Below are 26,137 nucleotides of genomic sequence, written 5' to 3' on the forward strand. Positions count from 1 at the left end.
AGTAAAAAATATGATATGGATTATATTATTCAGTACTCTCATAGGCATTGGGATTTTATTACTTCTTGTGATGTATAAAGAAGCGACGCGTAATACGGTGTTGGAACATACTTTAGTATTTAAAGAATTTCCGAAAAGTTTTCAAAAAGTAAATGTGTTTTTTATTTCTGATATTCATAGAAGAGTTATTTCGAATTTGTTAATTGAACAAGTAAAAGGAAAAGTAGATCTAGTAATTATCGGAGGAGATTTAGCAGAGAAAGGTGTCTCTTTATCAAAAATCTCTGCGAATATTCAAAAGTTAAGAGAGATAGCTCCTGTATATTTTGTGTGGGGAAACAATGATTATGAGATAGAATATCATGAATTAGATGCGTTATTATTAGAAAATAACGTAAAAGTTTTAGATAATACAAGAGTGGTATTTGAGTCTGAATTAGGAGAGAAAATTTGTTTGCTCGGTATAGATGATGTTGGATTGCACCGTGATCGTCTAGATTTGGCATTGGCGGATTGTAAAGAAGAAGGTTTTCGTATCTTAGTTAGTCACAACCCTGATATAATAAAAAAGATGTCTGGAAATGAGCAGATTTCACTTGTATTAAGTGGACATACGCATGGGGGACAAATCCGATTATTCCCATCTAAAAAATATTTAAAAGGTGGCGTATATAACCATTTGAATACGATTCTCTTTGTTAGTAATGGGTACGGAACAACATTGATACCACTTCGTTTCCGAGCACCTGCTCAAACACATATTATTACATTGTGCGGAGGGAAATGATGCCAACTCTTAGTGGAAAATATAATATAAAAGCTGTTTCGAATATAATTGGAGTTCAGCCGAGTACGCTTCGTGCATGGGAAAGACGATATCAAATTATTGCCCCAAAGCGGAATCAAGCTGGGCATCGTTTATATACAGAAGAACATATTCAAATTTTAAAATGGTTAATGGAAAAAGTTTCTTCCGGTATGATGATTGGACAAGCAGTTCAGTTATTAGAAGAGAATCGTTTGCAGAGTACAGTTCAAAAAGAGATACCTTTCGATAAAGAAGTTGTTTTAGTGGACGATTTGCTACAAGCTTTGTTAAAATTTGATGAAATTACAATTACTGCATTATTAAACGAAGCTTTTAGTATATATTCAACAGAGAAGGTTGTTGCCAGTATCGTTCTTCGAGTGACAGACAATTTATTAATGTCAAAAAATAATAATGAGATTTCAATGGCGCAATTCCAATATGCACTATCATTTTTACAAACGCGTCTAGGAATGGTGTATCACAATGCCTCAATGTTTTCCTCTTTACACAAAGTTATTGTGTTAGAAAAGAATGCATTGCAAGGATTTATTTTTTCAACGTATTTACGCTTAAAAGGATATGAGGCGATATATATTAGGACAAGCTTAGCTGAAGATGGTATGTTGTCAGCGGTAGAAGAAATACAGCCGAAATATGTATTTGTATCTTTTGCTGACGAACAAGAAATGAAAAAGACGATGAACTTTATAAATTTATTACAAGAAAAAAGGGAATCTCTTTCTGTTGGCTTTATCGGAAAGCTAGGCGTTCTAAACCAGTTGGACATTGAAACAACCTTAATTGGTGATACAAAAGAAGAATGGGATGAATGGTTAAAAATGTCGGAATAGTTGTTCGAAAAGAACCATCTATTTTCTATTTCATATAATAAAAATTAGATGCATTGGTTACGTAGGGAGGGTATGAGATGAGGCTGGAACGATTAAATTACAATAAGATAAAAATTTTTCTAACATTTGATGATTTATCTGAACGAGGATTAACGAAAGAAGATTTATGGAGAAATGCGCCGAAAGTACAGCAATTATTTCGTGATATGATGCAAGAAGCAAATAAGGAATTAGGATTTGAAGCAGATGGTCCGATTGCAGTTGAAGTATTTTCTCTACAAGCACAAGGGATGGTTGTAATTGTAACGAAAGAAAATCAAGAAATGGATACAGATGATGAGTTTCGTGACGAGTTTATTGAAATGCAAGTGACTCTAGATGAAAGTGAGCATATATTATATGAGTTTGCTACGCTAGATGACATAATTAACCTGTCGAATCGCTTATATAACCTTGGTGTAACTGGCGGAAAGCTATATACGTGGGATAAGCGCTTCTATCTTTGGATGGAAGAAGAGGAACAAATTCAATTGTTAAAGGCGGATTTTATAGCTATTTTAGCGGAATACGGTAATCCGTCTACCGCAACTATTTATCGCATCATGGAGTACGGTAAAGAATTAATGGATTTTAATGCGATAGAACAAATACACAATTACTTTGTGAAAAAACAAAACCTCAGCTAATACAACATAGCTGAGGTTTTGTTTTTATTTGGATAAGGGAAGGGATGATTGTAAATACTCCAACATACTTTTTTAAAATAAAATATGCAGTTTTATGGGAGTATGTTTGAGTAAAATAAAAAATATTTAAATATTTAAGTATTTTACTTTTCTAAAAGTAATAAAAGGACTATAATAATAGTGAAAACGCTTGCAACAGAAAATAGTTTGTATATATTTGTTAGCGTTTTCTATTGCATTCCAAATTTAAGGGTGTATACTAGGCAATGAAGGTTTACTAAACAAGTGAAATTACAGGGGGTTTACTTACTATGGTAGCCGAAAAGGGAACTCAAACAAAAACACAACAACAAAGGGAACAACATTTTGAACTATTGAATTCAACACAAATTGTTATTAGTGAAGCGTTAGAAAAATTGGGTTATCCAAACGAAGTATATGAATTATTAAAAGAACCAATTCGTATGATGACAGTGAAAATACCAGTTCGTATGGATGACGGGACTGTTAAAATATTTACAGGGTATCGTGCACAACATAATGATGCTGTTGGTCCAACGAAAGGTGGAATTCGCTTCCATCCGAATGTAACAGAAAATGAAGTGAAAGCACTTTCAATCTGGATGAGTTTAAAATGTGGTATTGTTGATTTACCATATGGTGGAGGTAAGGGTGGAATTATCTGTGATCCACGTGAAATGTCATTCCGTGAGTTAGAAAGATTAAGCCGCGGTTATGTACGAGCAATTAGCCAAATCGTAGGTCCGACGAAAGATATTCCAGCTCCAGATGTATTCACAAACTCTCAAATTATGGCATGGATGATGGATGAGTATAGCCGTATTGATGAATTTAATTCACCAGGATTTATTACAGGTAAACCGCTTGTATTAGGTGGATCACATGGCCGTGAAACAGCAACAGCGAAAGGTGTAACAATTTGTATTCGTGAAGCTGCGAAAAAACGTGGCATTGATATTAAGGGTGCACGCGTTGTTGTCCAAGGGTTCGGTAATGCTGGTAGCTTCTTAGCTAAATTTATGCATGATGCAGGTGCGAAAGTTATTGCAATCTCAGATGCTTACGGTGCGTTACATGATCCAAACGGATTAGATATTGATTATTTATTAGACCGTCGTGATAGCTTCGGTACAGTAACAAAGCTATTTAACAATACAATTTCAAATAAAGAATTGTTAGAACTTGATTGCGATATTTTAGTTCCAGCTGCAATTGAGAACCAAATTACAGAAGAAAATGCTAATGATATTAAAGCGAAAATCGTTGTTGAAGCTGCAAATGGTCCAACAACATTAGAAGCGACTAAAATTTTAACAGATCGCGGAATTTTACTTGTTCCAGACGTGTTAGCAAGTGCTGGTGGTGTAACAGTATCTTACTTTGAGTGGGTACAAAATAACCAAGGATACTACTGGACTGAAGAAGAAGTAGAACAACGTTTAGAAAAAGTAATGGTAAGATCATTTGATTCTATTTATGAAACAGCACAAGTTCGTAAAGTGAACATGCGCTTAGCGGCGTACATGGTTGGTGTTCGTAAAATGGCTGAAGCAAGCCGCTTCAGAGGTTGGGTATAAAATATTATATCTTGAGAAAACGTGATTTCCTTTCGAGGGAATCACGTTTTTTTGTTGAAGTATTAAATGAGGTGTTATATATGGAGAATGAAATGCTGGAACGAGTAGAACAATTAGAAGAAAAGGTTAAGAGGTTAGATGGAGAACTTGCAAGAACGATGAAAGCTCGAAAAGTAAGTACCGTTAGAATGTTCGGGGAAGGGCTACTGTTTTTGATATTTGGTGTGGTTGTAGTAGGGCCGATTATTGCCGTTGTAATCTCAATTTTTACTTGGCTTGCTGAAAAATAAAATAAAAATAAAAAAAGAACGCTTGTTCTATACGAACAAACGTGCTATACTCTCCTTAGATAAACAAAACGGAAATGATTTTAAGGAGAGATAAATGATGAAAATGATAGTAGACCAAAGATTTATGATGCCAGCAGATGTTGTAGAGCGAGTGGAAGTATTACGAAACAAACAAAGCAAGCGTGGCACATTATTACAATCGGTAAATAAATTTTTCGGTTTAGATACGAAAGAAGATTGTGTTTGGTTTTACGGTTTTTATGGAGTGGCTGTAAGTATCTTGTTGTTTATGGTGTTCACTTCAAATATTTTCGATTTTCTCTTCGTGTAAGAAATATGCGATAAGGACGTTGCTACCGAATACATATATAAGGAAGTAAGGTAATCTTCTAGAGCGGGAGTTGGTAGCAATGGCGATGTTTCCTATAGAACGCAACTATATTGGATATGGAAGTTCACGGCCGGGGATTCCTCTGACTAAAGTGAGATTTATTGTAAGCCATGATACGGGGAATCCAGGAAGCAATGCGATAGGAAATCGAGATTACTTTAATGAATTACAACCGAAAGCTTCGGCGCATACATTTATAGATGATAAAACAATATTGGAGATTATTCCTATAAATGAAGTTGCGTATCATGTTCGATATGGTGTGCCGACGGATAATGACTTATACGGCTATGACGCGAATAAGGCGGCCATTGGAGTGGAACTTTGTTATGGCGGTGATGTTAACTTTTGGGAAGCATATAATCGTTTTACATGGTATCATGCGTATTTATGCCAAAACTTTGGCTTAAATCCGAAAAAAGATATCGTGTCACATAAAACGCTTGATCCAGCTAGAAAGATTGATCCTGAGAATGTATTAGGGAAACAAGGTATTAAATTTCAGCAGTTTTTAGCAGATGTCTATCGGATGTACGTTTCGTTTAGATGACAAATATATGAAAAATGAATACAATAAAGATAGGTACCTACTGCTGTAAGTAGGTTTTTTCTTGTTTTTATAAATAGTGTATTGGTAGAAGACTAGGAGTGGACGAGTATGCAGAAAGAAACAGTTATTATAATCGGAGGCGGTCCGTGCGGATTAGCGGCAGCGATTTCGTTGCAAAAGGTAGGGATAAATCCGTTAGTAATTGAAAAAGGAAACATTGTAAATGCCATTTATAATTATCCAACTCATCAAACATTTTTCTCTTCTAGTGAAAAATTAGAAATTGGTGATGTAGCTTTTATTACAGAAAATCGTAAGCCAGTTCGAAATCAAGCGCTTGCGTATTATCGTGAAGTAGTAAAACGTAAATCTGTACGTGTAAATGCTTTTGAGCGAGTGGAGAAAGTTCAAAAAGATGGAGGAGTTTTTCAAGTTGAGACGACAAAGTGTGACGGAAGTAAAGAAACATATATAGCGAAATATATTGTTGTAGCAACTGGATATTATGATAATCCAAATTATATGAATGTTCCAGGTGAGGGATTGAAGAAAGTAGCTCACTATTTTAAAGAGGGGCATCCTTATTTTGATCGAGACGTAGTAGTTATAGGTGGGAAAAATTCGAGTGTAGATGCCGCATTAGAACTTGTTAAAGCTGGTGCGCGTGTAACGGTACTGTATCGTGGAATTGAGTATTCGCCAAGCATAAAGCCTTGGATTTTGCCGGAATTTGAGGCGTTAGTACGAAACGGTACAATTCAAATGCATTTCGGGGCTCATGTGAAAGAAATTACTGAGCATACATTAACGTTTACAGTTGATGGTGAAGTTTATACAATCCAAAACGATTTTGTATTTGCGATGACTGGTTATCATCCTGATCATAGCTTCTTAACGAAGATGGGTGTTCAGATTGATGAAGAAACAGGACGTCCAATTTATACAGAGGATAGAATGGAAACGAATGCTGAAAATATTTTCATTGCAGGTGTCATTGCTGCTGGAAATAATGCAAATGAAATATTTATCGAGAACGGTAGATTTCATGGAGATGCGATTGCGCAAACCATTGCATCAAGAGAAAAATAAAAAGGAGTTGTCGAGAAAATCTCGACAACTCCTTTTTATTCGTGCATAAACATATTTTGAATGGATTCATGAGAATTTGTATTCTCTAATGCGACAAGTAATTTAATACGTGCTTTTTGTGCATTTAAGCCGTATGTGAATACAACGCCCATATCTTTTAAGTGTTTACCACCACCTTCATACGAATATACGTCTTGAACGATACCGTTGAAACAGCGAGAAACTAATACGACAGGAATACCTTTATTTAATAATCGTTCTAGACTAGGAAGTGTTCTTGGAGGTAGATTACCTTGTCCGAGCGCTTCGATAACAATACCGTCTACAGGAAGATTTTCGATTGCTGCTAATAATGTATCATCCATGCCAGCATATGCTTTTAGAACAACTACATTTTTAGACACTGTGTTTATCGTATATGTTTCATGATGTACTAAAGCGTGATGGAAGACAACGCCGCGTTTTGTTACCATTCCAATTGGTCCGTATTGTGGGCTTTGGAATGTTGCGACATTACTTGTATGTGTTTTCGTTACATTTGTAGCGCAATGAATTTCGTCATTTAATACGACTAAAACACCTTTTTCTGCAGCTTCATCACAACTAGCAACCTTTACAGCTGATAAGAAGTTATATAGGCCGTCAGCACCTAATTCATTGCTAGAGCGCATTGCACCTGTCACAACGATCGGAATAGTTGCTTGTACTGTTAAATCTAAGAAATAGGCTGTTTCTTCTAATGTATCAGTACCATGCGTAATGACTACGCCATGAATGTTGTCTTGTTTTACTCTTTCATCAATGATGACTTGTAATTGTAACATTTCGCTCGGTGTCATATGGGGAGATGGTAAATGGAACACATCTTCAACGATTAAATCAACATCGCCTTCTAAATCAGGAATGAATTTTAAAAGAGGATTTTTTTCACCTGGTTGTACGACTCCAGTTTCTTTATCCTCCTCCATTGCAATTGTTCCACCTGTGTGTAAAACTAGGATTCTTTTCAATTCTTATACCCCTTTCAAGTAAAAAATACATTTAGAACATAACATGTTTTTAGTAAATTCGACAATGGAAATGTATAAAAGTATGCCTCGCAAATGACAATAAAATTAACTGCTATATGTACGATGTATAAAATTACGAAACGAGATGTGTAAATATAGTATAGGAGGGAGCAATTACGGTGGAAAAGATGGAGAGAATTTTTATTCGTATATTAATAATACAATTTATTTGTCTTTCTGTTGTGCAATTGTTATTTATACATAAGTCATCAGTGAAATATTTATCTAAAATTGTTTATTATGAAGGTGTCATGGTAAAAGACAAAGCGGAAATCTTACAGGTGAATAGGTAGTTTTCATTTTCTTCTATGAAGGATTATGCTACAATAATTGAGGATTTAATGACGTGAAGCAAATGAGAAGAAGCAGGGTGAACACCTGCTTTTCGTTTTGTTTTATAAGTGAAAAAATGAGGTGTTACAATGGATAAACGAATTTCAATTGCTATAGATGGTCCAGCAGCTGCTGGTAAAAGTACAGTGGCAAAAGTTGTTGCGAAGGAACTTTCTTACGTTTATATTGATACAGGCGCAATGTACCGTACGCTTACATATGCAGCCCTTGAACAAAAAGTAGATATTGAAAATGAAGAGCAGTTAATGGAAGTTGTAAGGAATGTAAATATTGAATTTCAGCAAGGAGAAAATACACAGCTTGTATTTTTAAATGGACAAGATGTTTCTGAAGTAATTCGTACACCTGATGTGACGAATCGAGTATCTATTGTAGCAAAGCATCGCCTTGTTCGTGAAGAAATGGTACGCCGTCAGCAAGATTTAGCGAAAAAAGGCGGCGTTGTAATGGACGGCCGTGATATTGGTACACATGTATTACCGGATGCTGAAGTGAAAATCTTTATGCTTGCTTCTGTTGAAGAAAGAGCGGAAAGAAGACATTTAGAAAATTTAAATAAAGGTTTCGATTCTAATTTAGAGCAGCTAAAAGAAGAAATTGCTCAGCGTGATAAATTAGATTCAGAACGCGAAGTTTCTCCACTAAAAAAGGCTGATGATGCATTGGAATTAGATACGACTTCTTTATCAATTGAAGAAGTTGTCCAAAAAATTATGAGTATTGTTTCAAGAGTGTTTGCGAAATAAAGAAAGGGGATGATCCCCTTTCTTTTTTGTTTAAATAGAAATGTAAAGGATACGTGAATTGTGAGTCTCTTTCCTTGACAAATGAGCTGATTTGTAAGAAGTTAGTTAAAGAGGAATAAAACTGTCAGAATATATTCGCTATTATATTTCAAAACATACTTTTTTCAAGCTGGTTTTGCTGTATACTATTTATATAGGTTTAATATATTTTCTTATGAATGGTATTGAAAAAAGTATGTGATGAGAAATTCTTAAACATGCAAATGAAAACTTTGTTTTCATTTCGTATATACATAAAAAATGCTTTGTCAATTCTGTAGGGAGGTATTTCCATGGTAGAGAAAATGAATGAAGAAGTTATGGATTCAAAAGAATTACAAGTTGGTGACGTTGTTACAGGTTCTGTAACGAAAGTTGAAGAGAAACAAGTGCTTGTAAATGTTGGATACAAAACAGATGGCGTAATTCCAATTAGTGAATTAGCTAACGTTCATATTGAAAAAGCAAGCGATGTTGTAGAATTAGATCAAACACTAGAGTTGAAAATTATTAAATTAGAAGAAGATGATCTTGTCTTGTCTAAACGTGCTGTTGATGCAGAAAAAGCATGGGTAGAATTACAAGAGAAATTTACTTCTGGTCATGTGTTTGATGTTACTGTAAAAGATATTGTGAATGGCGGATTAGTTGTGGATCTTGGGGTTCGCGGTTTTATCCCAGCTTCACTTGTAGAAGTACATTATGTAGAAGACTTTACTGACTATAAAGGTAAAACGTTAGCGGTGAAAATTGTTGAATTAGACCGTGAAAAAAATCGTGTAATCCTTTCGCATAAAGCGGTAGTAGAATTAGAACTAGATTCTAAGAAAAAAGAAGCAATTTCTTCATTAAAAGAAGGGGACGTTGTTGAAGGAACAGTGCAACGATTAACTGACTTTGGTGCTTTCGTTAACGTTGGTGGCGTGGACGGTTTAGTTCACATTTCACAAATTTCACACGAACGTGTAGAGCAACCTTCTGAAGTTTTAGAGCAAGGTCAAAAGGTTAAGGTAAAGGTGTTATCTGTTGATGCTGATACACAACGTATTTCTTTATCGATTAAAGCAGCTCAACCAGGACCTTGGGAAAACGTTGCTGGCGAAATAAAAGCTGGAGATATTCGTGAGGGAGTAGTAAAACGCCTTGTTACATTTGGTGCATTCGTTGAGATTTTACCTGGCGTTGAAGGACTTGTACACGTATCTCAAATTGCAAATCGTCACGTGAAAAATCCGAATGAAGTATTGGAAATGGGACAAGAAGTAAAAGTGAAAGTACTTGAAGTTCACGCAGCAGAGAAACGTATTTCTTTAAGTATAAAAGAAGCGATTGAGGAAAATAATGTAATTGAAGATTATAGTCAGTATGAGCCAAATGCTGATTCTGCTACTTTCCAATTAAGTGATATTATTGGTGAACAACTGAAAAAATTAAAGAAATAATGAGGGGTACAAGTGGTAAGGGCAAAACGTAAATTAGATCATATTGAATACGCTCTTTCTACTGGTCAGTCTCGTACGCATGGCTTTCATGATATTGATTTTGTGCATCAAAGCTTGCCAAATTCAAATTATGACACAATAACATGTGAAACAAAAATCGGCGAACTTTCACTAAGTTCGCCGATTTTTATCAATGCGATGACTGGTGGTGGAGGAGAGAAAACGTTACATATCAATGAGCAATTAGCATATGTAGCGAAACAACATAACCTTGCTATGGCTGTAGGTTCGCAAATGGCGGCGTTAAAAGATGAAAGTGAGGCTGCTTCTTATAAGGTGATCAGAAAGGTAAACCCAAATGGTATTTTCTTTGCTAATTTAGGTAGTGAGGCAACTATCGAGCAGGCAGAGCGTGCCGTTGATATGATTGAAGCGAATGCATTGCAAATTCATTTAAATGTCATACAAGAGTTAACGATGCCAGAAGGAGACCGTGATTTTACTGGCGTACTTCAGCGTATTGAGAAAATTGTTTTAAATAGTAAAGTTCCTGTCATTGTAAAAGAAGTTGGATTTGGGATGAGTAAGGAAACAATGCAACAGTTAGCGAACGTAGGTGTAACGGCAATTGATATTGGTGGGCAAGGTGGTACGAATTTTGCTGCTGTTGAAAATGAAAGAAGACAGCGAATGCTTTCTTATTTTAATAACTGGGGCATACAAACAGCAACCTCGATTATTGAAGCAACCTCTACAAATAATAACCTCTCTTTTATTGCATCAGGGGGTATACAGACAGCGCTTGACGTAGCGAAAGCAATCGCATTAGGGGCGAATACAACTGCGTTTGCTGGTTACTTTTTACGTATTTTAATGCAAGATGGTATCGAGAAATTAGTGGATGAAATTGAGCTTCTACATACAGATTTGAAATTTATTATGACAGCTCTTGGTGCGAAGACGATAGAAGAGTTGCAATCTGTACCTCTTGTTGTAAAAGGTGAAACATATCATTGGTTAATGCAGCGTGGTATTGATACTGCGCATTATAGTAGGAGATAAAAAATCAACCGTTCGGTTGATTTTTTGTTTTCTTTTCTTTCTCGTAATATAAAGTGGAGAATGGAATTGGTATTTTATAAAAATTGTAATTGAAAAAAGGTTAAAAAATGAAGATGATTAGTTACTGGATTTTTGAGAGGACTTGCTTTTATAAGGGAAATAGGTGGGGGCAAAAGAAGTGATAGGAGGATATAGTACACAAAATATTATTTCAATATAAATAAAAATCATTAAAATGATTATGCAAAAGACGGTTTCGTACAACATCGAAACCGTCTTTTTGTATTAATTAGTGCTGGTTTTGTTTTCGAGCCTGCTCTGGTGTATCAAGTCCAGTTGCACCTGGATATTGTAGTGATTGATTACGATCAGATTCAACGCGGCGTGATTCTCGTAGTTTTCGTTCTTGGCGATCTTTACCCATAATAAATAACACCTCCTTGTTAAAAGTGTTGCTGTTATAAGAAAAAACTATGCGTAAATAAAGTGGATTAACTTTCATAAAAAGTTCCCATAATGGAAAACATAGGAGGTGAAGTTGATGGATGGAAGTACTTTTTATTTTGTAGCTTGGATAGGGTGGATCATCGTAACCTTTTTTATGAAAAAGGACCCTATTCGGTGGAAGTTAGGCGCTTGTATAATGATTTTTATAATTTGCTCTCCGTTACATGTAACGATTGCCTCATTCGTGGTATCAGTAAATGCTCTTCTACTTTGTATTATTTCTTTTATAGGAATTACGCTATATTCTGTTTGGAAAAAATTATATAGCTTACTTTCGGCACTTATTATTGCAATGTTATATACAAGTTTTCATTTGTTAGAAATATATGATCCGATTTGGATTGTGGTGGATAGAGTGTTTCTGCTAAGTAGTGCTCTTGTGTATGCATCGGTGTTATTGCATGGGGATCGCATATTACGATTATGTTCCCTATATGTAGGGATGTTACAAGGAGAGTTGCTAGTGACATTTATTTTTCGGAAATTGAATTTTCCATATGATTACGGTAGTTTAGCATTTTTTGATATCGTCGCCGTTTCTACATTATTCATGGCAGTATTGTTTTGGATTGCAAAAGCATCAGTATACATGGAACAGTTTAAGAGAAAAACACGTAAAAGAAAGGCGAGGGTAATGCATGACTGAATATACATCAGCCATTTTATGCGGCGTAATAGCGGGGACAGTTACAAGAGTGTTAATGCTTCGGACGGATACGCGGCAATATCCGACGAGGCTGCATGGGAAAATTATTCATATTGCAATGGGGTTAATTGCAGCTGCTTTAGGAGCGATTGCAATCCCGTCTATTTTGAAAAAAGATTTTTCTGCCATTACATTTCTTACGTTAGCGGCAACACAATTTCGTGATGTACGTAATATGGAAAGAAACACGCTTCAACAATTAGATGGATATGAGCTCGTACCGCGTGGAAATACATATATTGAAGGAATTGCATTGGTTTTTGAAAGTCGCAACTATTTGGCGATGTTAACGTCGTTTGCAACGACATTTGCGTATATAGGGTTCCGTTCATGGATTGCGGGAGTAATTATGGCTATAATCGCATTTTTTATTGCGAAAAAATTAATGTCTGGAAAAAGGCTACATGATCTTGTTGAAATTGAGCACGTGCCCCTTCGTTTTGAAGGGGCAGGACTGTATATTGATAATATTTATATTATGAATATTGGATTGCCGGCGAGGCAAGAAGAGATTATGAAATATGGCATGGGGTTTATTTTAAAACCGAAATCAATTGATGCGATGGTGACAATCTCAAATTTAGGGCAACGGCAAGCTGTTTTACACGATGTTTCGGTGGCGCTAGGGATTTATAGAGATTCTGGTACACCAGCGCTTGTACCGTTAGCAAAGCGTGATTTAGAGGATGGTAGGGTTGGAATTTTTGTCTTACCGCAAGATCAAGATGCAGAGAAAGCGATAAGTGTTATAGGAAATGTACCAACGTTAGAAAGTGCCGTCCATATGTCATCGGAAGCCCCGAAAGGAAGGGGAGATAAGAGATGATGTTAGAAAGCGTTATCCTGGCAGTTATTACAACAGCGCCAGAAAAATTTGCAGGTGGTGCTCCTTTATTTGTTTGTGAGTCGATGGAGGAACTAGAATTTGTTGCAAATAATTTAGAGGCAATTTTAGATGGTATTGCGCATCGCTTACAAGAGAATGTATATATTATTGTGAAACATTAGGAACGTGTGTTATAATGTGAGGTGTTTTGATACGTTGAGAAATATTCTGGAATGCAAATCCCTTCTTGCACAAAGAAGGGTTTTTTACATAATAAACAGAAGCAAGTTGAAAGGATGAAAGTATATGCCGAAACCAGTAATAGCAATAGTAGGCCGCCCGAACGTAGGAAAATCTACTATTTTCAATAGAATAGTTGGAGAAAGAGTTTCAATCGTAGAAGATATCCCAGGTATAACTCGAGACCGTATTTATAGTGCGGGAGAATGGTTAAATCATGAGTTTAACATTATTGATACAGGTGGAATTGATATTGGAGACGAGCCGTTCTTGACACAAATTCGTCAACAGGCGGAAGTTGCGATTGATGAAGCAGATGTTATCATTTTTATGACGAATGGTCGCGATGGTGTAACTGCAGCGGATGAAGAAGTTGCTAAAATTTTGTATCGTTCTAAAAAACCAATTGTACTTGCGGTAAATAAGGTTGATAATCCAGAAATGCGTAGTGATATTTATGATTTTTATTCATTAGGATTTGGCGAGCCATTCCCGATTTCAGGTACACACGGTTTAGGACTTGGTGATTTGTTAGATGAAGCTGCAAATCATTTTCCAAAGATTGAAGAAGAGGCGTATGACGATGAAACAATCCGTTTCTCTTTAATTGGACGTCCAAATGTAGGGAAATCATCGCTTGTAAATGCACTTCTTGGTCAAGAACGTGTAATTGTAAGTAATATCGCAGGAACGACGCGTGATGCTGTCGATACACCATATAGTAAAGATGATCAAGATTATGTAATCATTGATACAGCTGGTATGCGTAAAAAAGGAAAAGTATATGAAAGTACAGAAAAGTATAGTGTACTTCGTGCACTTAGAGCGATTGAACGTTCTGACGTTGTTTTAGTTGTTTTAGACGGAGAAGAAGGAATTATTGAGCAAGATAAAAAAATCGCTGGATATGCTCATGATTCAGGACGAGCTGTTATTATCGTTGTAAACAAATGGGATGCAGTGAAAAAAGATGAAAAAACAATGAAAGCATTTGAAGAAAATATTCGTGCTCATTTCCAATTCTTGGATTATGCACCGATTGTATTCTTGTCTGCAAAAACGAAAAAACGTACACAAACGTTATTACCGGTTATCAATGAGGTAAATGAAAGCCATAGTATCCGTGTACAAACAAACGTATTAAACGATGTAATTATGGATGCGGTAGCGATGAATCCAACACCGACTCATAATGGTAGCCGTCTGAAAATCTTTTATGCGACACAGGTTGCGGTAAAACCACCGACATTTGTTGTGTTTGTAAACGATACAGAATTAATGCACTTTTCATATGAGCGCTTCTTAAAGAATCGTTTACGTGAAGCGTTCGGTTTTGTAGGAACGCCGATTCACATTATTGCTCGAGCAAGAGACTAATGGAGAGGATGTGATTTTATGACAAAAATCACAGTAGTAGGAGCAGGTAGCTGGGGAACAGCGTTAGCGATGGTATTAGCTGACAATGGACATGATGTACGTATTTGGGGAAATCGCTCAGAACTTATGGATGAAATGAATACGAAACATGAGAATAGTCGATATCTCCCAGGCATTACATTGCCAAGCACAATCGTAGCCTACTCTTCTTTAGAAGAAGCATTAGTAGATGTAAATACAGTACTGCTAGTAGTACCGACGAAAGCGTACAGAGATGTATTACAAGAGATGAAAGAAATTGTTACAGAACCGATTACTTGGATTCATGCGAGTAAAGGGATTGAACCTGGTACGTCAAAACGTATTTCGGAAGTGATCGAGGAAGAAATTCCAGAGAACTTAATTAAAGATGTTGTTGTATTGTCTGGACCGAGTCATGCTGAAGAAGTTGGTTTACGACAAGCGACAACAGTTACGTCTGCAGCAAAGCGTATGGAAGCGGCTGAGGAAGTACAAGATTTATTTATGAATAGTTATTTCCGTGTATACACAAATCCAGATATCGTTGGAGTTGAACTTGGTGGTGCGTTAAAAAATATTATCGCATTAGCTGCTGGTATAACTGATGGTCTTGGATTAGGTGATAATGCAAAAGCGGCATTGATGACACGTGGTTTAACAGAGATTGCTCGTTTAGGAAGAAAAATGGGCGGGAATCCGTTAACGTTTGCTGGTCTAACCGGTATGGGAGACTTAATTGTAACTTGTACAAGTGTTCATAGCCGAAATTGGCGCGCTGGAAATATGCTTGGAAAAGGACATTCTTTAGAAGAAGTGTTAGAAAGCATGGGTATGGTTGTGGAAGGTGTAAGAACAACGAAAGCTGCTCATGAATTGGCAGAGAAAATGGAAGTTGAAATGCCGATTACAGCTGCTTTATATGACGTGCTGTTCAATGGTAATAACGTAAAAGATGCGGTAGGCTCATTGATGGGACGTGTTCGAAAACATGAAGTGGAAGCTATACCTGACTTACTGTAAAGAAAAGCGACAGAAGTACATTTGTACTTCTGTCGCTTTTTTATTTTATGGGTCTTTTCACCATTTTTTTATTTTTGCATAGGATGAAGAGTAACTTGAGGAGAGGGTGAAAAGAATGGATAATAACATTTTTAATAATATTGAGAAGGAAGCGAAAGTAAATAAAGAGGATATTTTTAAATTAGCGTCATCCGTGCAAAATGCGAATTTACGTGATGAAACTGTACTTCGTCAATTAATTCATCAAGTGGCTCTTATGGCGGGACGTGAAGTGCCGAAAGAGCAAGAGGATCAAATTGTAAAAGCGATTATTAATAATAATATGCCAGCAGATTTTGGCTCGTTAAGCAAAATGTTTAAAAAATAAATTATGAGAAACAAAGAGTTTGTAGATTGCATATGATAGCCATGAAAGAATGGGAATAGAGCTGTTTTTGGGCATATTTGGTCAACCGAAGCGAGAGATACAATCGCTTCGGTTTTATTTTTATCTAGATTAGTGGAAAATGCTGAAAAACCTATTGATTAAAGTTACATATTCGTAATTTGTAGTAAAATGTTCTTTTTGTATTTGTTTAAAGATTTTAATTTGTTAAAATAGTATAAAAATAGATTAATAAAAAGGGGTGTGTATATGTCAGAAGGGCTTATGAAAATGTGGTTGGCTTTAGGGGCAATTGGATTTATGTTTTTTGCAGTAAGTTTTATTTTATTAAGTAGACATAAAATACAGAATAAATTTTTGAAAGGGATTACAGCGTTAGTAGCGTACACCCTTATGGTTGTGTCAGGAATTGTTATTTTTCTTGTTGTATTTAGTGGACCTGTACAGCAGTAAATGGAATGGTCTCGAAAATACTACATACGGAGCAAGTTATATTAGTATGAAAAGGTGATGCTAGTGAAAAAAGTCCATATTATTTTAATATTTTGTTGTATGAGCCTTTTAACGGGGTGTCTGTATCCGAAAGAAAATATGAAGCAAAATGCGGTTCCTTATGAAGATCAGCTACAGGTTGTTCAAAAAGCTGTTGTGACATTTAAGGAGCAAAATGATGGGATATTGCCAATTAAGACGAGGGATATGAGTACACCTATTTATCAAAAGTATCCAATCGACTTTCAACAGATTGCCCCGCGTTACATACAAGAAGCACCAGGGAATGCATATGAAAGTGGAGGAGTATATCAATACGTATTAATAGACGTTGAAACAAATCCAACAGTAAAGTTAATTGATGTTAGGATGGCTGAACAAATTCAGGAACTATCTTTAAAGCTTAGGATGTATCGTGATGAACATCAATATCCACCTTTTAAAAAAGTAATTTCAGATGGTGTATATGAATTGGATTTTAAAAAACTAGGATATAAAGATGTGCCACAAGTGACAAGTCCATATTCTGGTAAAGGACTTCCTTTTGTAATTAATGAAAAAGGAGAAGTTTTTGTTGATTATAGAATCGACTTATATGACGCTTTGAAAAAAAATGAAGGGCAGTTTACGGAGGGAGAAGATATTCGAAACATACTTTCGAAAGGTTCCCCGTTTGTACCAGCTTATTCTTTACCGTACACAGTAAAGGACGGAGAACCAATTTTTTTAAAATCATAAGTCATGAACCTTTCTTTTAGTGAATAAGTTCTAGAAGAAAGGTTTTTTATGTTATACAACTTACGATGCAAACAAAAGATATTTTTTAATAGTCATATGAAATTGGACAAAATTATATGATATATTGTCCGAACTTCTAGAATACCATTATATTATATCAGATATTATAGGCAACGTTAGAGAAGGTATTAGTTGACTATAAACGCGGAATTATTCCCAAAAATTTTGAGGGAGGGAATCACTTGGAAAAGGTAGATATTTTTAAAGATATTGCAGAACGAACAGGCGGTGATATTTATTTTGGAGTTGTAGGAGCTGTTCGAACAGGGAAATCAACATTCATTAAAAAATTTATGGAACTTGTAGTTATTCCAAATATTGAGAATGAGTCTGACCGTCAAAGAGCGCAGGATGAATTGCCTCAAAGTGCTGCTGGTCGTACAATTATGACGACGGAACCGAAGTTTGTTCCAAACCAAGCGGTTTCTATCGAAGTAGATGAAGGACTTGAAGTGAATATTCGATTAGTAGATTGTGTTGGATATACGGTTCCAGGAGCGAAGGGCTATGAAGATGAGAATGGCCCGCGCATGATTAATACCCCTTGGTATGAAGAACCTATTCCATTCCATGAAGCTGCAGAAATCGGCACGCGTAAAGTAATTCAAGAACATTCAACAATTGGTGTTGTAATTACAACAGATGGAACAATTGGTGAAATTCCAAGAAGAGATTATATAGAGGCAGAAGAACGCGTTGTAAATGAATTGAAAGAAGTAGGAAAACCTTTCATTATGATAATTAATACGGTACAGCCGTATCATCCAGATACAGAGCAATTACGCCAAAGTTTATCAGAAGAATATGATATCCCGGTTATTGCAATGAGTGTGGAGAGTTTAAGAGAAACAGATGTATATAATGTACTTCGTGAAGCGCTATTTGAATTCCCTGTATTAGAAGTGAATGTGAACCTTCCGAGCTGGGTAATGGTGCTAAATGAAGGGCATTGGTTGCGTCAAAGTTATCAAGAAGCAGTTCAAGAAACTGTGAAGGATATAAAACGTCTTCGTGATGTGGATCGGGTTGTTTGGCAGTTTAGTCAATATGAATTTATTGATCGAGCGAGCTTAGCTGGCATTGATATGGGGCAAGGTGTGGCGGAGATTGATTTATATGCGCCAGATGAATTATATGATCAGATTTTAAAAGAAGTAGTAGGGGTAGAAATTCGGGGGAAAGATCATTTATTGAAGCTTATGCTCGATCTATCTCATGCGAAAACAGAATACGACCAAGTCGCAGACGCACTGCGTATGGTTAAGCAAACAGGATATGGTGTAGCAGCGCCTGCGCTAGCAGATATGAGCTTAGATGAGCCAGAAATTATTCGTCACGGTTCAAGGTTTGGTGTGAAGTTAAAAGCGGTAGCGCCATCCATTCATATGATTAAAGTAGATGTAGAGTCAACGTTTGAACCGATCATTGGTACTGAAAAGCAAAGTGAAGAATTAGTTCGTTATTTAATGCAAGATTTTGAAGATGACCCGTTATCAATTTGGAATTCTGATATATTTGGACGTTCGCTTAGCTCAATTGTTCGAGAAGGAATTCAAGCGAAATTATCCTTAATGCCAGAAAACGCTAGATATAAATTAAAAGAAACGCTAGAAAGAATTATTAATGAAGGATCTGGCGGATTAATTGCGATTATACTATAAGAAAAATCCCTCTCATTGTAGAGGGATTTTTTGTTTTTTTTGATTATAAAATAGAAAAATAAACAGTCATTATCTAATACATTGTTGTAAATTGTCAAGTTTCATCAGATTTTCACATTTTCACAGTAACAATTTCCTTAAAAATATTGAATTATAAAGGAGAATCGTATAATATAGGCGTTGATAATGATTTATCTACATCTTTGTAGTATAGAATTTGTAAAAATTGCCTACAAATGAAAGTAAGACTCATTTTATGATCATTATACAGTCTTATCTTTGGGAGGAGGTGAATGGCATGAACAAGACAGATTTAATCAATGCTGTTGCAGAAGCAAGTTCCCTTTCTAAAAAGGACGCAACAAAAGCAGTAGACGCTGTTTTTGATTCTATCTTAGAAGCTTTAAAACAAGGTGATAAAGTACAACTGATCGGATTCGGTAACTTCGAAGTTCGTGAGCGTGCGGCTCGTAAAGGTCGTAACCCACAAACAGGTGAGGAGATTGAAATCGCTGCAAGTAAAGTACCTGCATTCAAACCTGGTAAAGCGTTAAAAGATGCGGTTAAATAATCCTTACATATTAACAGGGAAGAAGAGTTTCCTTTTTGGGAACTCTTCTTTTTGCTTTTAAAAACATAAATATGCTAGAATGTGTTCGTATCACTTTTAGGTTTTCGGGAGGGCTAGCGGATGGCAAAAGTTAATTTAGAACAAATTGAACATGCAGTACGCCTTATTTTAGAGGCGATTGGGGATGATCCAAATCGTGAGGGAGTACTTGATACACCAAAACGTGTTGCAAAAATGTACGCAGAAGTGTTCTCAGGTATGCATGAAGATCCGAAAGAGCATTTGCATAAAGTATTCGGAGAAGATCACGAAGAGCTTGTACTAGTAAAAGATATACCATTTTATTCGATGTGTGAGCATCATTTAGTTCCATTCTATGGAGTTGCTCACGTTGCATATATTCCGCAAGGTGGAAAGGTGACAGGGTTAAGTAAATTAGCTCGTACTGTAGATACAATTGCACGTCGTCCACAACTGCAAGAACGTATTACATCAACAGTAGCGAACTCTATTATGGAAGTACTAGAGCCTCATGGTGTAATGGTAGTAGTAGAAGCAGAACATATGTGTATGACGATGCGTGGTGTGAAAAAACCAGGTGCGAAAACAGTAACGACAGCAGTGCGTGGTGTGCTTGAAAATGATGCTGCAGCGCGCAGTGAAATTTTATCGTTTATTAAAACGAAGTAAAGAAAAGCGGGAAACTGCTTTTCTTTTTTTTTTTAGTAAATAAATGATATAGTTTTAGCTAGACAGAGTGAGATTAGAAAAATTGCTTACATGAATGGTAGGTGTAGCCAAGTTTTGGTTATAGAAAATAGAGTGTATGTGTTATAATAAGTTTTATGAATTAGAAAACAAGGGTGATTTTTTGTGTGTGACATCTACGGAGGGTATGCGGGTATAAAAGAGAAATTGATGGAGAAATTACGCCATCCTTATTTTATAAACTATATTGAAGAACCATTTATTGATGAAGAAAAGATAGCATTGTTATATGGTGCTTTAAAGAGTGCAAACTTACATATAGAACAAATTGAGCATTACGTAGTAACGATTATGCTTGTGCAAATTGCGCTTGATACGCATGAAAAGGTATCAAATAAAGCAGGCGAGGAAGCGATTGAATCGCATAAATGTCGTCAATTAACAGTACTTGCAGGCGATTACTATAGTGGACTATATTATTATTTATTGTCTATGAATCGTGATATTGTTTTAATTCGTGCACTTGCTGAAGGAATTAAAGAGATAAATGAACACAAAATTATGTTATACCAAAAAGCGCATGAAACGACGGATGACATAATGAAAAGCGTAGTAACGATTGAGTCTGCGCTCCTTCAAAAAACATGTGATCATTTTCATTTATCACATTGGAAGCCATTTATCACATACGTATTAGGTGGAAATCGTCTTCAAAAAGAAATTCAATTGTATGCTGATAAACAACATTCACCTGTTTTTCAAGCGATGCAAGATGCTTTAGGGGATAAAGCAGAAGTAGTGATTAATAGTTGGATGATGGAATTGAGAAAGAAAGAAAAACAATTTTTAGAAAATCACATAGACATTAATGAAATAAATTCTGTGTTAAGGGATAAATAGAAGACATAAGCAATTTTACATTGGAAGAAGGTACGAGCATGCAACAATCAAAAGAAGAAAGAGTACATGACGTATTTGAAAAGATTTCTGATAAATACGATGTGATGAATTCTGTAATTAGTTTTCAAAGACATAAAGCGTGGCGTAAAGAAACGATGCGAATTATGGATGTACAACCAGGCAGTCAAGCGCTTGATGTATGCTGTGGAACCGCAGATTGGACAATTGCGCTAGCTGGAGCCGTAGGTGAACAAGGAAAGGTTGTTGGCTTAGACTTCAGTGAAAATATGTTATCTGTCGGTAAGCAAAAGGTAGAGGCGTTACAATTAAAACAAGTAGAACTTCTACATGGGAATGCAATGGAACTTCCATTTGAAGATAATACGTTTGATTATGTGACGATTGGGTTTGGTTTACGTAACGTACCGGATTATATGCACGTATTAAAAGAAATGACACGTGTAGTAAAACCAGGTGGAAAAGTAATCTGTTTAGAAACATCTCAACCAACAATGATTGGTTTTCGACAAGGGTATATTTTATACTTTAAATATATCATGCCGTTATTTGGAAAGATGTTTGCGAAAAGTTATAAAGAATATTCATGGCTTCAAGAATCTGCTAGTACGTTCCCAGGGATGAAAGAATTGGCTCAAATGTTTGAGCAAGCTGGGCTTGAACGTGTGCAAGTGAAACCATTTACTTTTGGGGTAGCAGCGATGCATTTAGGTATTAAACCAGAATTAAAATAGAAAAAAAGAAGTTTTAGGTTAAGGTGAACAATATGAAGTTACAACTTATGTACTCTTTTTTACGATCGGATATTAATGTGATAGAAAATGAATTAAAAAAGACAGTCGCTTCTGAACAGCCATTAGTAGAAGAGGCAGCATTACAGCTTATTGAAGCTGGTGGGAAACGAATTCGTCCTGTATTTGTGTTGCTTGCAGGGAAATTTGGAGATTATAAGTTAGATGCGATTAAGCATGTTGCTGTTGCGTTAGAACTTATTCATATGGCTTCTCTTGTTCACGATGATGTTATTGATGCTGCATTTTTACGACGTGGCAGTGCGACTGTGAATGCGAAATGGGGAGATCGTATTGCGATGTATACAGGGGACTATCTGTTCGCTAAGTCTCTTGAATGTATAACAAATATCGAAATTCCAGAGGCACATCAAGCGTTATCGCATACTATTTTAGAAGTCTGTAAAGGTGAAATTGAACAAATTAAAGATAAATACAATTATGACCAAAATTTAAGAACGTATTTAAGAAGAATAAAGCGAAAAACAGCATTATTAATTGCCGCGAGTTGTCAATTGGGAGCGATTGCTGCTGGTGCTAATCGTGATACGGTAAATCGTCTATTTTGGTATGGGTATTTTGTAGGAATGTCTTATCAAATTATTGATGACATTTTAGACTTCGTTTCTACAGAAGAGAAACTTGGAAAACCTGCTGGTGGAGATTTACTACAAGGGAATATTACACTTCCTGCTTTATATGCGATGGAAGATCCCGTACTTCGTCAGAAAATCACATCTGTACATGAAAATTCAACAGCAAGTGAAATGCAAGAAATTATTGATGCTGTAAAAAATAGTACAGCAATTGATCAAGCATTTGCGTTTAGTGAACGTTATTTACATAAAGCTTTAGAAATAATAAAACCACTCCCACGTGGACAAGCAAAGTACGCATTACAAAATGTTGCAAAGTATATTGGAAAACGAAAATTTTAATGTTTATTCTAAAAAATAAAATAATCTCTCTATTTCAAAACTATTGCACAATTGTGATAAGGGTGATAATATGTGTGTGGGGATATACAATTACATACATAATTCAGAAGTGGAGAGATTTTTTATGGAAAAAACATTTCTAATGGTAAAACCAGACGGTGTACAACGTGCCTTCATTGGGGAAATTCTAGCTCGTTTTGAGAAAAAAGGCTTTCAATTAGTTGGTGCAAAATTAATGCAAGTCACTCCGGAAATTGCTGGACAACACTACGCTGAGCATAAGGAAAAACCTTTCTTTGGTGAGTTAGTAGACTTTATTACATCTGGACCTGTATTCGCAATGGTATGGCAAGGTGAAGGTGTAGTAGATACAGCGCGTAACATGATGGGGAAAACAAGACCACATGAAGCAGCTCCTGGAACAATTCGTGGAGATTTCGGTGTAACTGTTGCGAAAAACATTATCCATGGTTCTGATTCTTTAGAAAGCGCAGAGCGCGAGATTGCTATTTTCTTTAAAGAAGAAGAATTAGTTGACTACTCAAAATTAATGAATGAATGGATTTACTAATTATTTTGAAATAATTTGTAAACGCTTTAATCACTGTGATAATAGTAAAAAGTGCAAGAAGAATAGGGGTATTCTTCTTGCACTTTTTTTATTTTCAATTAGTTACGAAGTTTGAGCTGTTATGATATATTGATATTTAAATTAGGCCTATCGGAAATATAGAATAAGAAAATGGTCGATATATGATATAATTTCTTTAATATTTTTAGAATGATAAAAGTTAATATAGTGAGATAAATACATATACGAAAAGAGGAATAACGTATGCGATATATTACAGCTGGTGAATCTCATGGTCCGCAACTTACAACAATTATAGAGGGTGTTCCAGCAGGATTGTCTTTAGTAGCGGATGATATAAACGAAGAGTTAGCTAGAAGGCAAAAGGGGTATGGGCGTGGTAGACGCATGCAAATTGAAACGGATCAAGTGCAAATTTTAAGTGGTGTTAGACATGGAGAAACATTAGGTTCCCCTATTGCACTCGTTGTTGAAAATCGTGATTTTGCCCATTGGACAAAAGTTATGGGTGCAGAACCTTTAACGGAACAAGAAGAAAAAGAGATGAAAAGGAAAGTGACAAAACCAAGACCTGGGCATGCTGATTTAAATGGTGCAATTAAATATGGTCATAGAGATATGAGGAATGTACTGGAACGTTCGTCAGCGCGCGAAACGACGGTGCGTGTTGCTGCTGGTGCGGTTGCTAAAAAGGTGTTAGCAGAACTTGGTATTAAAGTGGCGGGCCATGTAATTGAAATTGGCGGTGTACAAGCTAAGGAGGTTACGTATAGTTCAATTGAAGAATTAAAGAGTATTACAGAAGCATCTCCTGTACGTTGCTTAGATGACGAAGCTGGTAACCAAATGATGAAAGCGATTGATGATGCGAAAGCAAATGGTGATTCAATTGGTGGAATCGTTGAAGTAATTGTGGAAGGAATGCCAATTGGAGTAGGTAGCTACGTGCATTATGATCGAAAACTGGATGCGAAATTAGCAGCTGCAATTATGAGTATTAATGCTTTTAAAGGTGTCGAGATTGGAATTGGTTTTGAAGCAGCGCATAGACCGGGAAGTGAAGTTCATGATGAAATTCTATGGAATGAGGAGCATGGATATACAAAAAGAACAAATAATGCAGGTGGATTGGAAGGCGGTATGACGACTGGAATGCCAATTGTTGTGCGCGGTGTGATGAAACCGATACCTACACTTTATAAACCTCTTCAAAGTGTAGATATTGATACGAAAGAGCCTTTTACAGCGAGCATTGAACGTTCAGATAGTTGTGCAGTACCAGCAGCTAGTGTCGTTGCAGAAGCGGTTGTGGCTTGGGAATTAGCAACAGCTTTAATAGAACAATTCGGATTAGATCGTATGGAACTGATTCGTGAAAATATTGAGAAACATAATGAATATGCGAGGGGATTTTAATGGGAAACATACATATTCAAACGAAATCAAAAGAATATGATGTACATGTTGGTAAAGAAGCGTTGTCACACTTAACAATGATCGTTCAAAATATGCAGCCAGCTGTATCTAACGTAATGATCATTTCAGATGAAGCTGTTGCATCACTACATTTACAGACAGTTATCGATGCATTACAAGTGGAGCAGGACGTGTTTTCGTTTGTTGTACCAAGTGGCGAAAAAGAGAAGTCTTTCGAAAATTTCTATGCGGCTCATACGTCAGCTCTTGAAAATAAATTAGATAGAAATTCTTTAATTCTTGCACTGGGAGGCGGAATGATTGGAGATTTAGCTGGTTTTGTTGCTGCATCGTTTATGCGTGGTATTCGCTTTGTGCAGGTTCCGACGACTTTATTAGCGCACGATAGCGCAGTAGGTGGGAAAGTAGCGATTAATCATCCGTTAGGTAAAAATATGATTGGTGCATTCCATCAGCCAGAAGCAGTTGTATATCATACACCGTTTTTACAGTCTCTTCCTAAAAAAGAGTGGCGTTCAGGTTATGCAGAGGTGATAAAGCATGCTCTTATTGGTGATGTGGAGCTATATCATTGGTTAAAAGAAGAAGTGCAAACATTAGCGGATCTTCGTGATGAGAAGTTAATCCATATATTAACGAAGGCGATTCCTGTAAAGGCAAATGTTGTATCACAAGATGAAACAGAGAAGGGTGTACGTGCCCATTTGAACTTTGGACATACGTTAGGACATGCTCTTGAAAAAGAGCTAGGGTATGGAAATATTACTCACGGTGACGGCGTAGCGGTTGGAATGTTATTCGCCATATTTTTAAGTGAGCAAGTGTACAAGGTTAATCTTGCTTATGAAGATATGAAGCAGTGGTTCTTGAAATACGGCTATCCAAAAATGCCAAGAGATTTGAATGTAGAGCGCCTCGTTCAATTGATGAAACAAGATAAGAAAGCAAATGCAGGAGCAATTCATATGGTGCTTATGCAGGAATATGGGGTAGTGAATGTCGTATCTATTTCAGATGAGACTGTTCATATTGCGTTAGAGGCATTTCAAAAAGATATGGTTTAAAATGATAGCGAAGTGTTGTGAAGTGCTCATTTAGAGGTATTCTCGTAATAGTGACGGTTATGATAAAAGATTACAGTAAGGGGCTATAACTGTATTGTAATCAAAT

At 36.2% G+C, this 26,137-nt stretch carries 31 protein-coding genes; 29 read left to right on the top strand and 2 right to left on the bottom strand.

Annotated features, from left to right (window positions below):
• Positions 1-10: 10 nt before the first annotated feature.
• The 8 genes from MR167_RS04915 (at position 11) to MR167_RS04950 (ending at position 6,266) form a co-directional block, all read left to right on the top strand.
• Positions 11-787 carry a metallophosphoesterase gene (locus tag MR167_RS04915; protein ID WP_000637788.1) on the top strand — a complete coding sequence of 259 codons (777 nt, stop codon included), beginning with the start codon at positions 11-13 and terminating at the stop codon, positions 785-787.
• On the top strand, positions 787-1,662 hold the full coding sequence (locus MR167_RS04920; protein WP_001142722.1) for a MerR family transcriptional regulator: 876 nt from the start codon (positions 787-789) through the stop codon (positions 1,660-1,662). The genes MR167_RS04915 and MR167_RS04920 overlap by 1 nt, the downstream gene beginning before the upstream one ends.
• 77 nt (positions 1,663-1,739) lie before the next feature.
• Entirely contained in the window at positions 1,740-2,348 is a 609-nt protein-coding gene (locus MR167_RS04925) for a genetic competence negative regulator (RefSeq protein ID WP_001235399.1), read from the top strand.
• 311 nt (positions 2,349-2,659) lie between these two features.
• The gene (gudB, locus tag MR167_RS04930) at positions 2,660-3,946 is read left to right on the top strand and encodes an NAD-specific glutamate dehydrogenase (protein WP_000225173.1); all 1,287 of its coding nucleotides are present in this window, start codon (positions 2,660-2,662) and stop codon (positions 3,944-3,946) included.
• 80 nt (positions 3,947-4,026) lie between these two features.
• Positions 4,027-4,236 carry a hypothetical protein gene (locus MR167_RS04935; RefSeq protein ID WP_242314095.1) on the top strand — a complete coding sequence of 70 codons (210 nt, stop codon included), beginning with the start codon at positions 4,027-4,029 and terminating at the stop codon, positions 4,234-4,236.
• Between the two features lie 94 nt (positions 4,237-4,330).
• A complete protein-coding gene (locus MR167_RS04940; RefSeq protein WP_242314097.1) occupies positions 4,331-4,567 on the top strand; it encodes a DUF3961 domain-containing protein in 237 nt (78 codons plus the stop codon).
• 79 nt (positions 4,568-4,646) lie between these two features.
• Complete coding sequence (locus MR167_RS04945; protein ID WP_001240655.1) at positions 4,647-5,177, top strand: peptidoglycan recognition protein family protein; 531 nt, start codon at positions 4,647-4,649, stop codon at positions 5,175-5,177.
• A 108-nt stretch (positions 5,178-5,285) separates the two neighbouring features.
• Positions 5,286-6,266, top strand: coding sequence for a YpdA family putative bacillithiol disulfide reductase (locus tag MR167_RS04950; protein WP_001168517.1), 981 nt, complete (start codon positions 5,286-5,288; stop codon positions 6,264-6,266).
• Between the two features lie 35 nt (positions 6,267-6,301).
• Here MR167_RS04950 and ansA read toward each other — a convergent pair whose 3' ends face one another.
• A complete protein-coding gene (gene ansA / locus MR167_RS04955) occupies positions 6,302-7,276 on the bottom strand; it encodes an asparaginase (RefSeq protein ID WP_000822011.1) in 975 nt (324 codons plus the stop codon).
• Positions 7,277-7,455: 179 nt separating this feature from the next.
• Between ansA and MR167_RS04960 the strand changes: the two genes are divergently transcribed.
• From MR167_RS04960 to MR167_RS04975, 4 genes are all read left to right on the top strand, one after another.
• A complete protein-coding gene (locus MR167_RS04960) occupies positions 7,456-7,629 on the top strand; it encodes a YpfB family protein (RefSeq protein ID WP_000413849.1) in 174 nt (57 codons plus the stop codon).
• A gap of 129 nt (positions 7,630-7,758) precedes the next feature.
• The gene (cmk, locus tag MR167_RS04965; protein ID WP_242314099.1) at positions 7,759-8,436 is read left to right on the top strand and encodes a (d)CMP kinase; all 678 of its coding nucleotides are present in this window, start codon (positions 7,759-7,761) and stop codon (positions 8,434-8,436) included.
• Positions 8,437-8,768: 332 nt separating this feature from the next.
• Positions 8,769-9,917: a 30S ribosomal protein S1 gene (gene rpsA / locus MR167_RS04970; protein WP_242314101.1), complete on the top strand. Its 1,149-nt coding sequence runs from the start codon at positions 8,769-8,771 to the stop codon at positions 9,915-9,917.
• Between the two features lie 12 nt (positions 9,918-9,929).
• Entirely contained in the window at positions 9,930-10,979 is a 1,050-nt protein-coding gene (locus tag MR167_RS04975) for a type 2 isopentenyl-diphosphate Delta-isomerase (protein WP_000251041.1), read from the top strand.
• A gap of 289 nt (positions 10,980-11,268) precedes the next feature.
• On the opposite strand, the gene MR167_RS04980 is transcribed toward MR167_RS04975, so the two are convergent.
• Positions 11,269-11,403 carry a YpzI family protein gene (locus tag MR167_RS04980; RefSeq protein ID WP_000513902.1) on the bottom strand — a complete coding sequence of 45 codons (135 nt, stop codon included), beginning with the start codon at positions 11,401-11,403 and terminating at the stop codon, positions 11,269-11,271.
• A 117-nt stretch (positions 11,404-11,520) separates the two neighbouring features.
• Here MR167_RS04980 and MR167_RS04985 point away from each other — a divergent pair, with 117 nt between their 5' ends.
• The 17 genes from MR167_RS04985 (at position 11,521) to aroB (ending at position 26,031) form a co-directional block, all read left to right on the top strand.
• Positions 11,521-12,132: a YphA family membrane protein gene (locus MR167_RS04985; protein ID WP_000349104.1), complete on the top strand. Its 612-nt coding sequence runs from the start codon at positions 11,521-11,523 to the stop codon at positions 12,130-12,132.
• Positions 12,125-13,018: a YIEGIA family protein gene (locus MR167_RS04990; RefSeq protein WP_000141605.1), complete on the top strand. Its 894-nt coding sequence runs from the start codon at positions 12,125-12,127 to the stop codon at positions 13,016-13,018. The genes MR167_RS04985 and MR167_RS04990 overlap by 8 nt, the downstream gene beginning before the upstream one ends.
• Positions 13,015-13,200, top strand: coding sequence for a capping complex subunit for YIEGIA (locus MR167_RS04995; RefSeq protein ID WP_000979048.1), 186 nt, complete (start codon positions 13,015-13,017; stop codon positions 13,198-13,200). Before MR167_RS04990 ends, MR167_RS04995 begins: the two co-directional genes overlap by 4 nt.
• Positions 13,201-13,324: 124 nt before the next feature.
• A complete protein-coding gene (gene der, locus MR167_RS05000; RefSeq protein ID WP_001125890.1) occupies positions 13,325-14,635 on the top strand; it encodes a ribosome biogenesis GTPase Der in 1,311 nt (436 codons plus the stop codon).
• A gap of 18 nt (positions 14,636-14,653) precedes the next feature.
• Positions 14,654-15,676, top strand: coding sequence for an NAD(P)H-dependent glycerol-3-phosphate dehydrogenase (locus tag MR167_RS05005; protein WP_000161783.1), 1,023 nt, complete (start codon positions 14,654-14,656; stop codon positions 15,674-15,676).
• 115 nt (positions 15,677-15,791) lie between these two features.
• The gene (locus MR167_RS05010; RefSeq protein ID WP_000369753.1) at positions 15,792-16,043 is read left to right on the top strand and encodes a stage VI sporulation protein F; all 252 of its coding nucleotides are present in this window, start codon (positions 15,792-15,794) and stop codon (positions 16,041-16,043) included.
• A 267-nt stretch (positions 16,044-16,310) separates the two neighbouring features.
• A complete protein-coding gene (locus MR167_RS05015; RefSeq protein ID WP_001289006.1) occupies positions 16,311-16,514 on the top strand; it encodes a DUF2768 domain-containing protein in 204 nt (67 codons plus the stop codon).
• Between the two features lie 63 nt (positions 16,515-16,577).
• A complete protein-coding gene (locus tag MR167_RS05020; RefSeq protein WP_000755479.1) occupies positions 16,578-17,291 on the top strand; it encodes a hypothetical protein in 714 nt (237 codons plus the stop codon).
• Positions 17,292-17,533: 242 nt separating this feature from the next.
• Positions 17,534-19,012 (top strand): stage IV sporulation protein A, encoded by a 1,479-nt coding sequence (gene spoIVA, locus MR167_RS05025; RefSeq protein WP_000416521.1) that lies wholly within the window; start codon positions 17,534-17,536, stop codon positions 19,010-19,012.
• A gap of 298 nt (positions 19,013-19,310) precedes the next feature.
• Entirely contained in the window at positions 19,311-19,583 is a 273-nt protein-coding gene (locus tag MR167_RS05030) for an HU family DNA-binding protein (RefSeq protein WP_001043860.1), read from the top strand.
• Positions 19,584-19,703: 120 nt separating this feature from the next.
• Positions 19,704-20,273, top strand: a complete 570-nt coding sequence (gene folE, locus MR167_RS05035; RefSeq protein WP_001151482.1) for a GTP cyclohydrolase I FolE — start codon at positions 19,704-19,706, stop codon at positions 20,271-20,273.
• Positions 20,274-20,456: 183 nt separating this feature from the next.
• Positions 20,457-21,191: a heptaprenyl diphosphate synthase component 1 gene (locus MR167_RS05040; protein ID WP_000332840.1), complete on the top strand. Its 735-nt coding sequence runs from the start codon at positions 20,457-20,459 to the stop codon at positions 21,189-21,191.
• A gap of 38 nt (positions 21,192-21,229) precedes the next feature.
• Complete coding sequence (gene menG / locus MR167_RS05045) at positions 21,230-21,943, top strand: 2-heptaprenyl-1,4-naphthoquinone methyltransferase (protein WP_102956101.1); 714 nt, start codon at positions 21,230-21,232, stop codon at positions 21,941-21,943.
• A 32-nt stretch (positions 21,944-21,975) separates the two neighbouring features.
• Positions 21,976-22,938, top strand: a complete 963-nt coding sequence (hepT, locus tag MR167_RS05050) for a heptaprenyl diphosphate synthase component II (protein WP_242314103.1) — start codon at positions 21,976-21,978, stop codon at positions 22,936-22,938.
• A 124-nt stretch (positions 22,939-23,062) separates the two neighbouring features.
• The gene (gene ndk / locus MR167_RS05055; protein WP_000415878.1) at positions 23,063-23,509 is read left to right on the top strand and encodes a nucleoside-diphosphate kinase; all 447 of its coding nucleotides are present in this window, start codon (positions 23,063-23,065) and stop codon (positions 23,507-23,509) included.
• A gap of 264 nt (positions 23,510-23,773) precedes the next feature.
• Positions 23,774-24,946 carry a chorismate synthase gene (aroC, locus tag MR167_RS05060; RefSeq protein ID WP_242314105.1) on the top strand — a complete coding sequence of 391 codons (1,173 nt, stop codon included), beginning with the start codon at positions 23,774-23,776 and terminating at the stop codon, positions 24,944-24,946.
• The gene (aroB, locus tag MR167_RS05065; protein WP_000526805.1) at positions 24,946-26,031 is read left to right on the top strand and encodes a 3-dehydroquinate synthase; all 1,086 of its coding nucleotides are present in this window, start codon (positions 24,946-24,948) and stop codon (positions 26,029-26,031) included. The genes aroC and aroB overlap by 1 nt, the downstream gene beginning before the upstream one ends.
• Positions 26,032-26,137 lie beyond the last annotated feature (106 nt).

The organism is Bacillus cereus group sp. BfR-BA-01355 (genome assembly GCF_022663675.1).
Taxonomy (GTDB): Bacteria; Bacillota; Bacilli; order Bacillales; family Bacillaceae_G; genus Bacillus_A; species Bacillus_A thuringiensis_S.

Coding starts and splice junctions, on each gene's coding strand:
- MR167_RS04915 (WP_000637788.1), top strand. CDS start 11: ATGATATGGATTATATTATTCAGTACTCTCATAGGCATTGGGATTTTA.
- MR167_RS04920 (WP_001142722.1), top strand. CDS start 787: ATGCCAACTCTTAGTGGAAAATATAATATAAAAGCTGTTTCGAATATA.
- MR167_RS04925 (WP_001235399.1), top strand. CDS start 1,740: ATGAGGCTGGAACGATTAAATTACAATAAGATAAAAATTTTTCTAACA.
- gudB (WP_000225173.1), top strand. CDS start 2,660: ATGGTAGCCGAAAAGGGAACTCAAACAAAAACACAACAACAAAGGGAA.
- MR167_RS04935 (WP_242314095.1), top strand. CDS start 4,027: ATGGAGAATGAAATGCTGGAACGAGTAGAACAATTAGAAGAAAAGGTT.
- MR167_RS04940 (WP_242314097.1), top strand. CDS start 4,331: ATGATGAAAATGATAGTAGACCAAAGATTTATGATGCCAGCAGATGTT.
- MR167_RS04945 (WP_001240655.1), top strand. CDS start 4,647: ATGGCGATGTTTCCTATAGAACGCAACTATATTGGATATGGAAGTTCA.
- MR167_RS04950 (WP_001168517.1), top strand. CDS start 5,286: ATGCAGAAAGAAACAGTTATTATAATCGGAGGCGGTCCGTGCGGATTA.
- cmk (WP_242314099.1), top strand. CDS start 7,759: ATGGATAAACGAATTTCAATTGCTATAGATGGTCCAGCAGCTGCTGGT.
- rpsA (WP_242314101.1), top strand. CDS start 8,769: ATGGTAGAGAAAATGAATGAAGAAGTTATGGATTCAAAAGAATTACAA.
- MR167_RS04980 (WP_000513902.1), bottom strand. CDS start 11,403: ATGGGTAAAGATCGCCAAGAACGAAAACTACGAGAATCACGCCGCGTT.
- MR167_RS04985 (WP_000349104.1), top strand. CDS start 11,521: ATGGATGGAAGTACTTTTTATTTTGTAGCTTGGATAGGGTGGATCATC.
- MR167_RS04990 (WP_000141605.1), top strand. CDS start 12,125: ATGACTGAATATACATCAGCCATTTTATGCGGCGTAATAGCGGGGACA.
- MR167_RS04995 (WP_000979048.1), top strand. CDS start 13,015: ATGATGTTAGAAAGCGTTATCCTGGCAGTTATTACAACAGCGCCAGAA.
- der (WP_001125890.1), top strand. CDS start 13,325: ATGCCGAAACCAGTAATAGCAATAGTAGGCCGCCCGAACGTAGGAAAA.
- MR167_RS05005 (WP_000161783.1), top strand. CDS start 14,654: ATGACAAAAATCACAGTAGTAGGAGCAGGTAGCTGGGGAACAGCGTTA.
- MR167_RS05010 (WP_000369753.1), top strand. CDS start 15,792: ATGGATAATAACATTTTTAATAATATTGAGAAGGAAGCGAAAGTAAAT.
- MR167_RS05015 (WP_001289006.1), top strand. CDS start 16,311: ATGTCAGAAGGGCTTATGAAAATGTGGTTGGCTTTAGGGGCAATTGGA.
- MR167_RS05030 (WP_001043860.1), top strand. CDS start 19,311: ATGAACAAGACAGATTTAATCAATGCTGTTGCAGAAGCAAGTTCCCTT.
- folE (WP_001151482.1), top strand. CDS start 19,704: ATGGCAAAAGTTAATTTAGAACAAATTGAACATGCAGTACGCCTTATT.
- menG (WP_102956101.1), top strand. CDS start 21,230: ATGCAACAATCAAAAGAAGAAAGAGTACATGACGTATTTGAAAAGATT.
- hepT (WP_242314103.1), top strand. CDS start 21,976: ATGAAGTTACAACTTATGTACTCTTTTTTACGATCGGATATTAATGTG.
- ndk (WP_000415878.1), top strand. CDS start 23,063: ATGGAAAAAACATTTCTAATGGTAAAACCAGACGGTGTACAACGTGCC.
- aroC (WP_242314105.1), top strand. CDS start 23,774: ATGCGATATATTACAGCTGGTGAATCTCATGGTCCGCAACTTACAACA.
- aroB (WP_000526805.1), top strand. CDS start 24,946: ATGGGAAACATACATATTCAAACGAAATCAAAAGAATATGATGTACAT.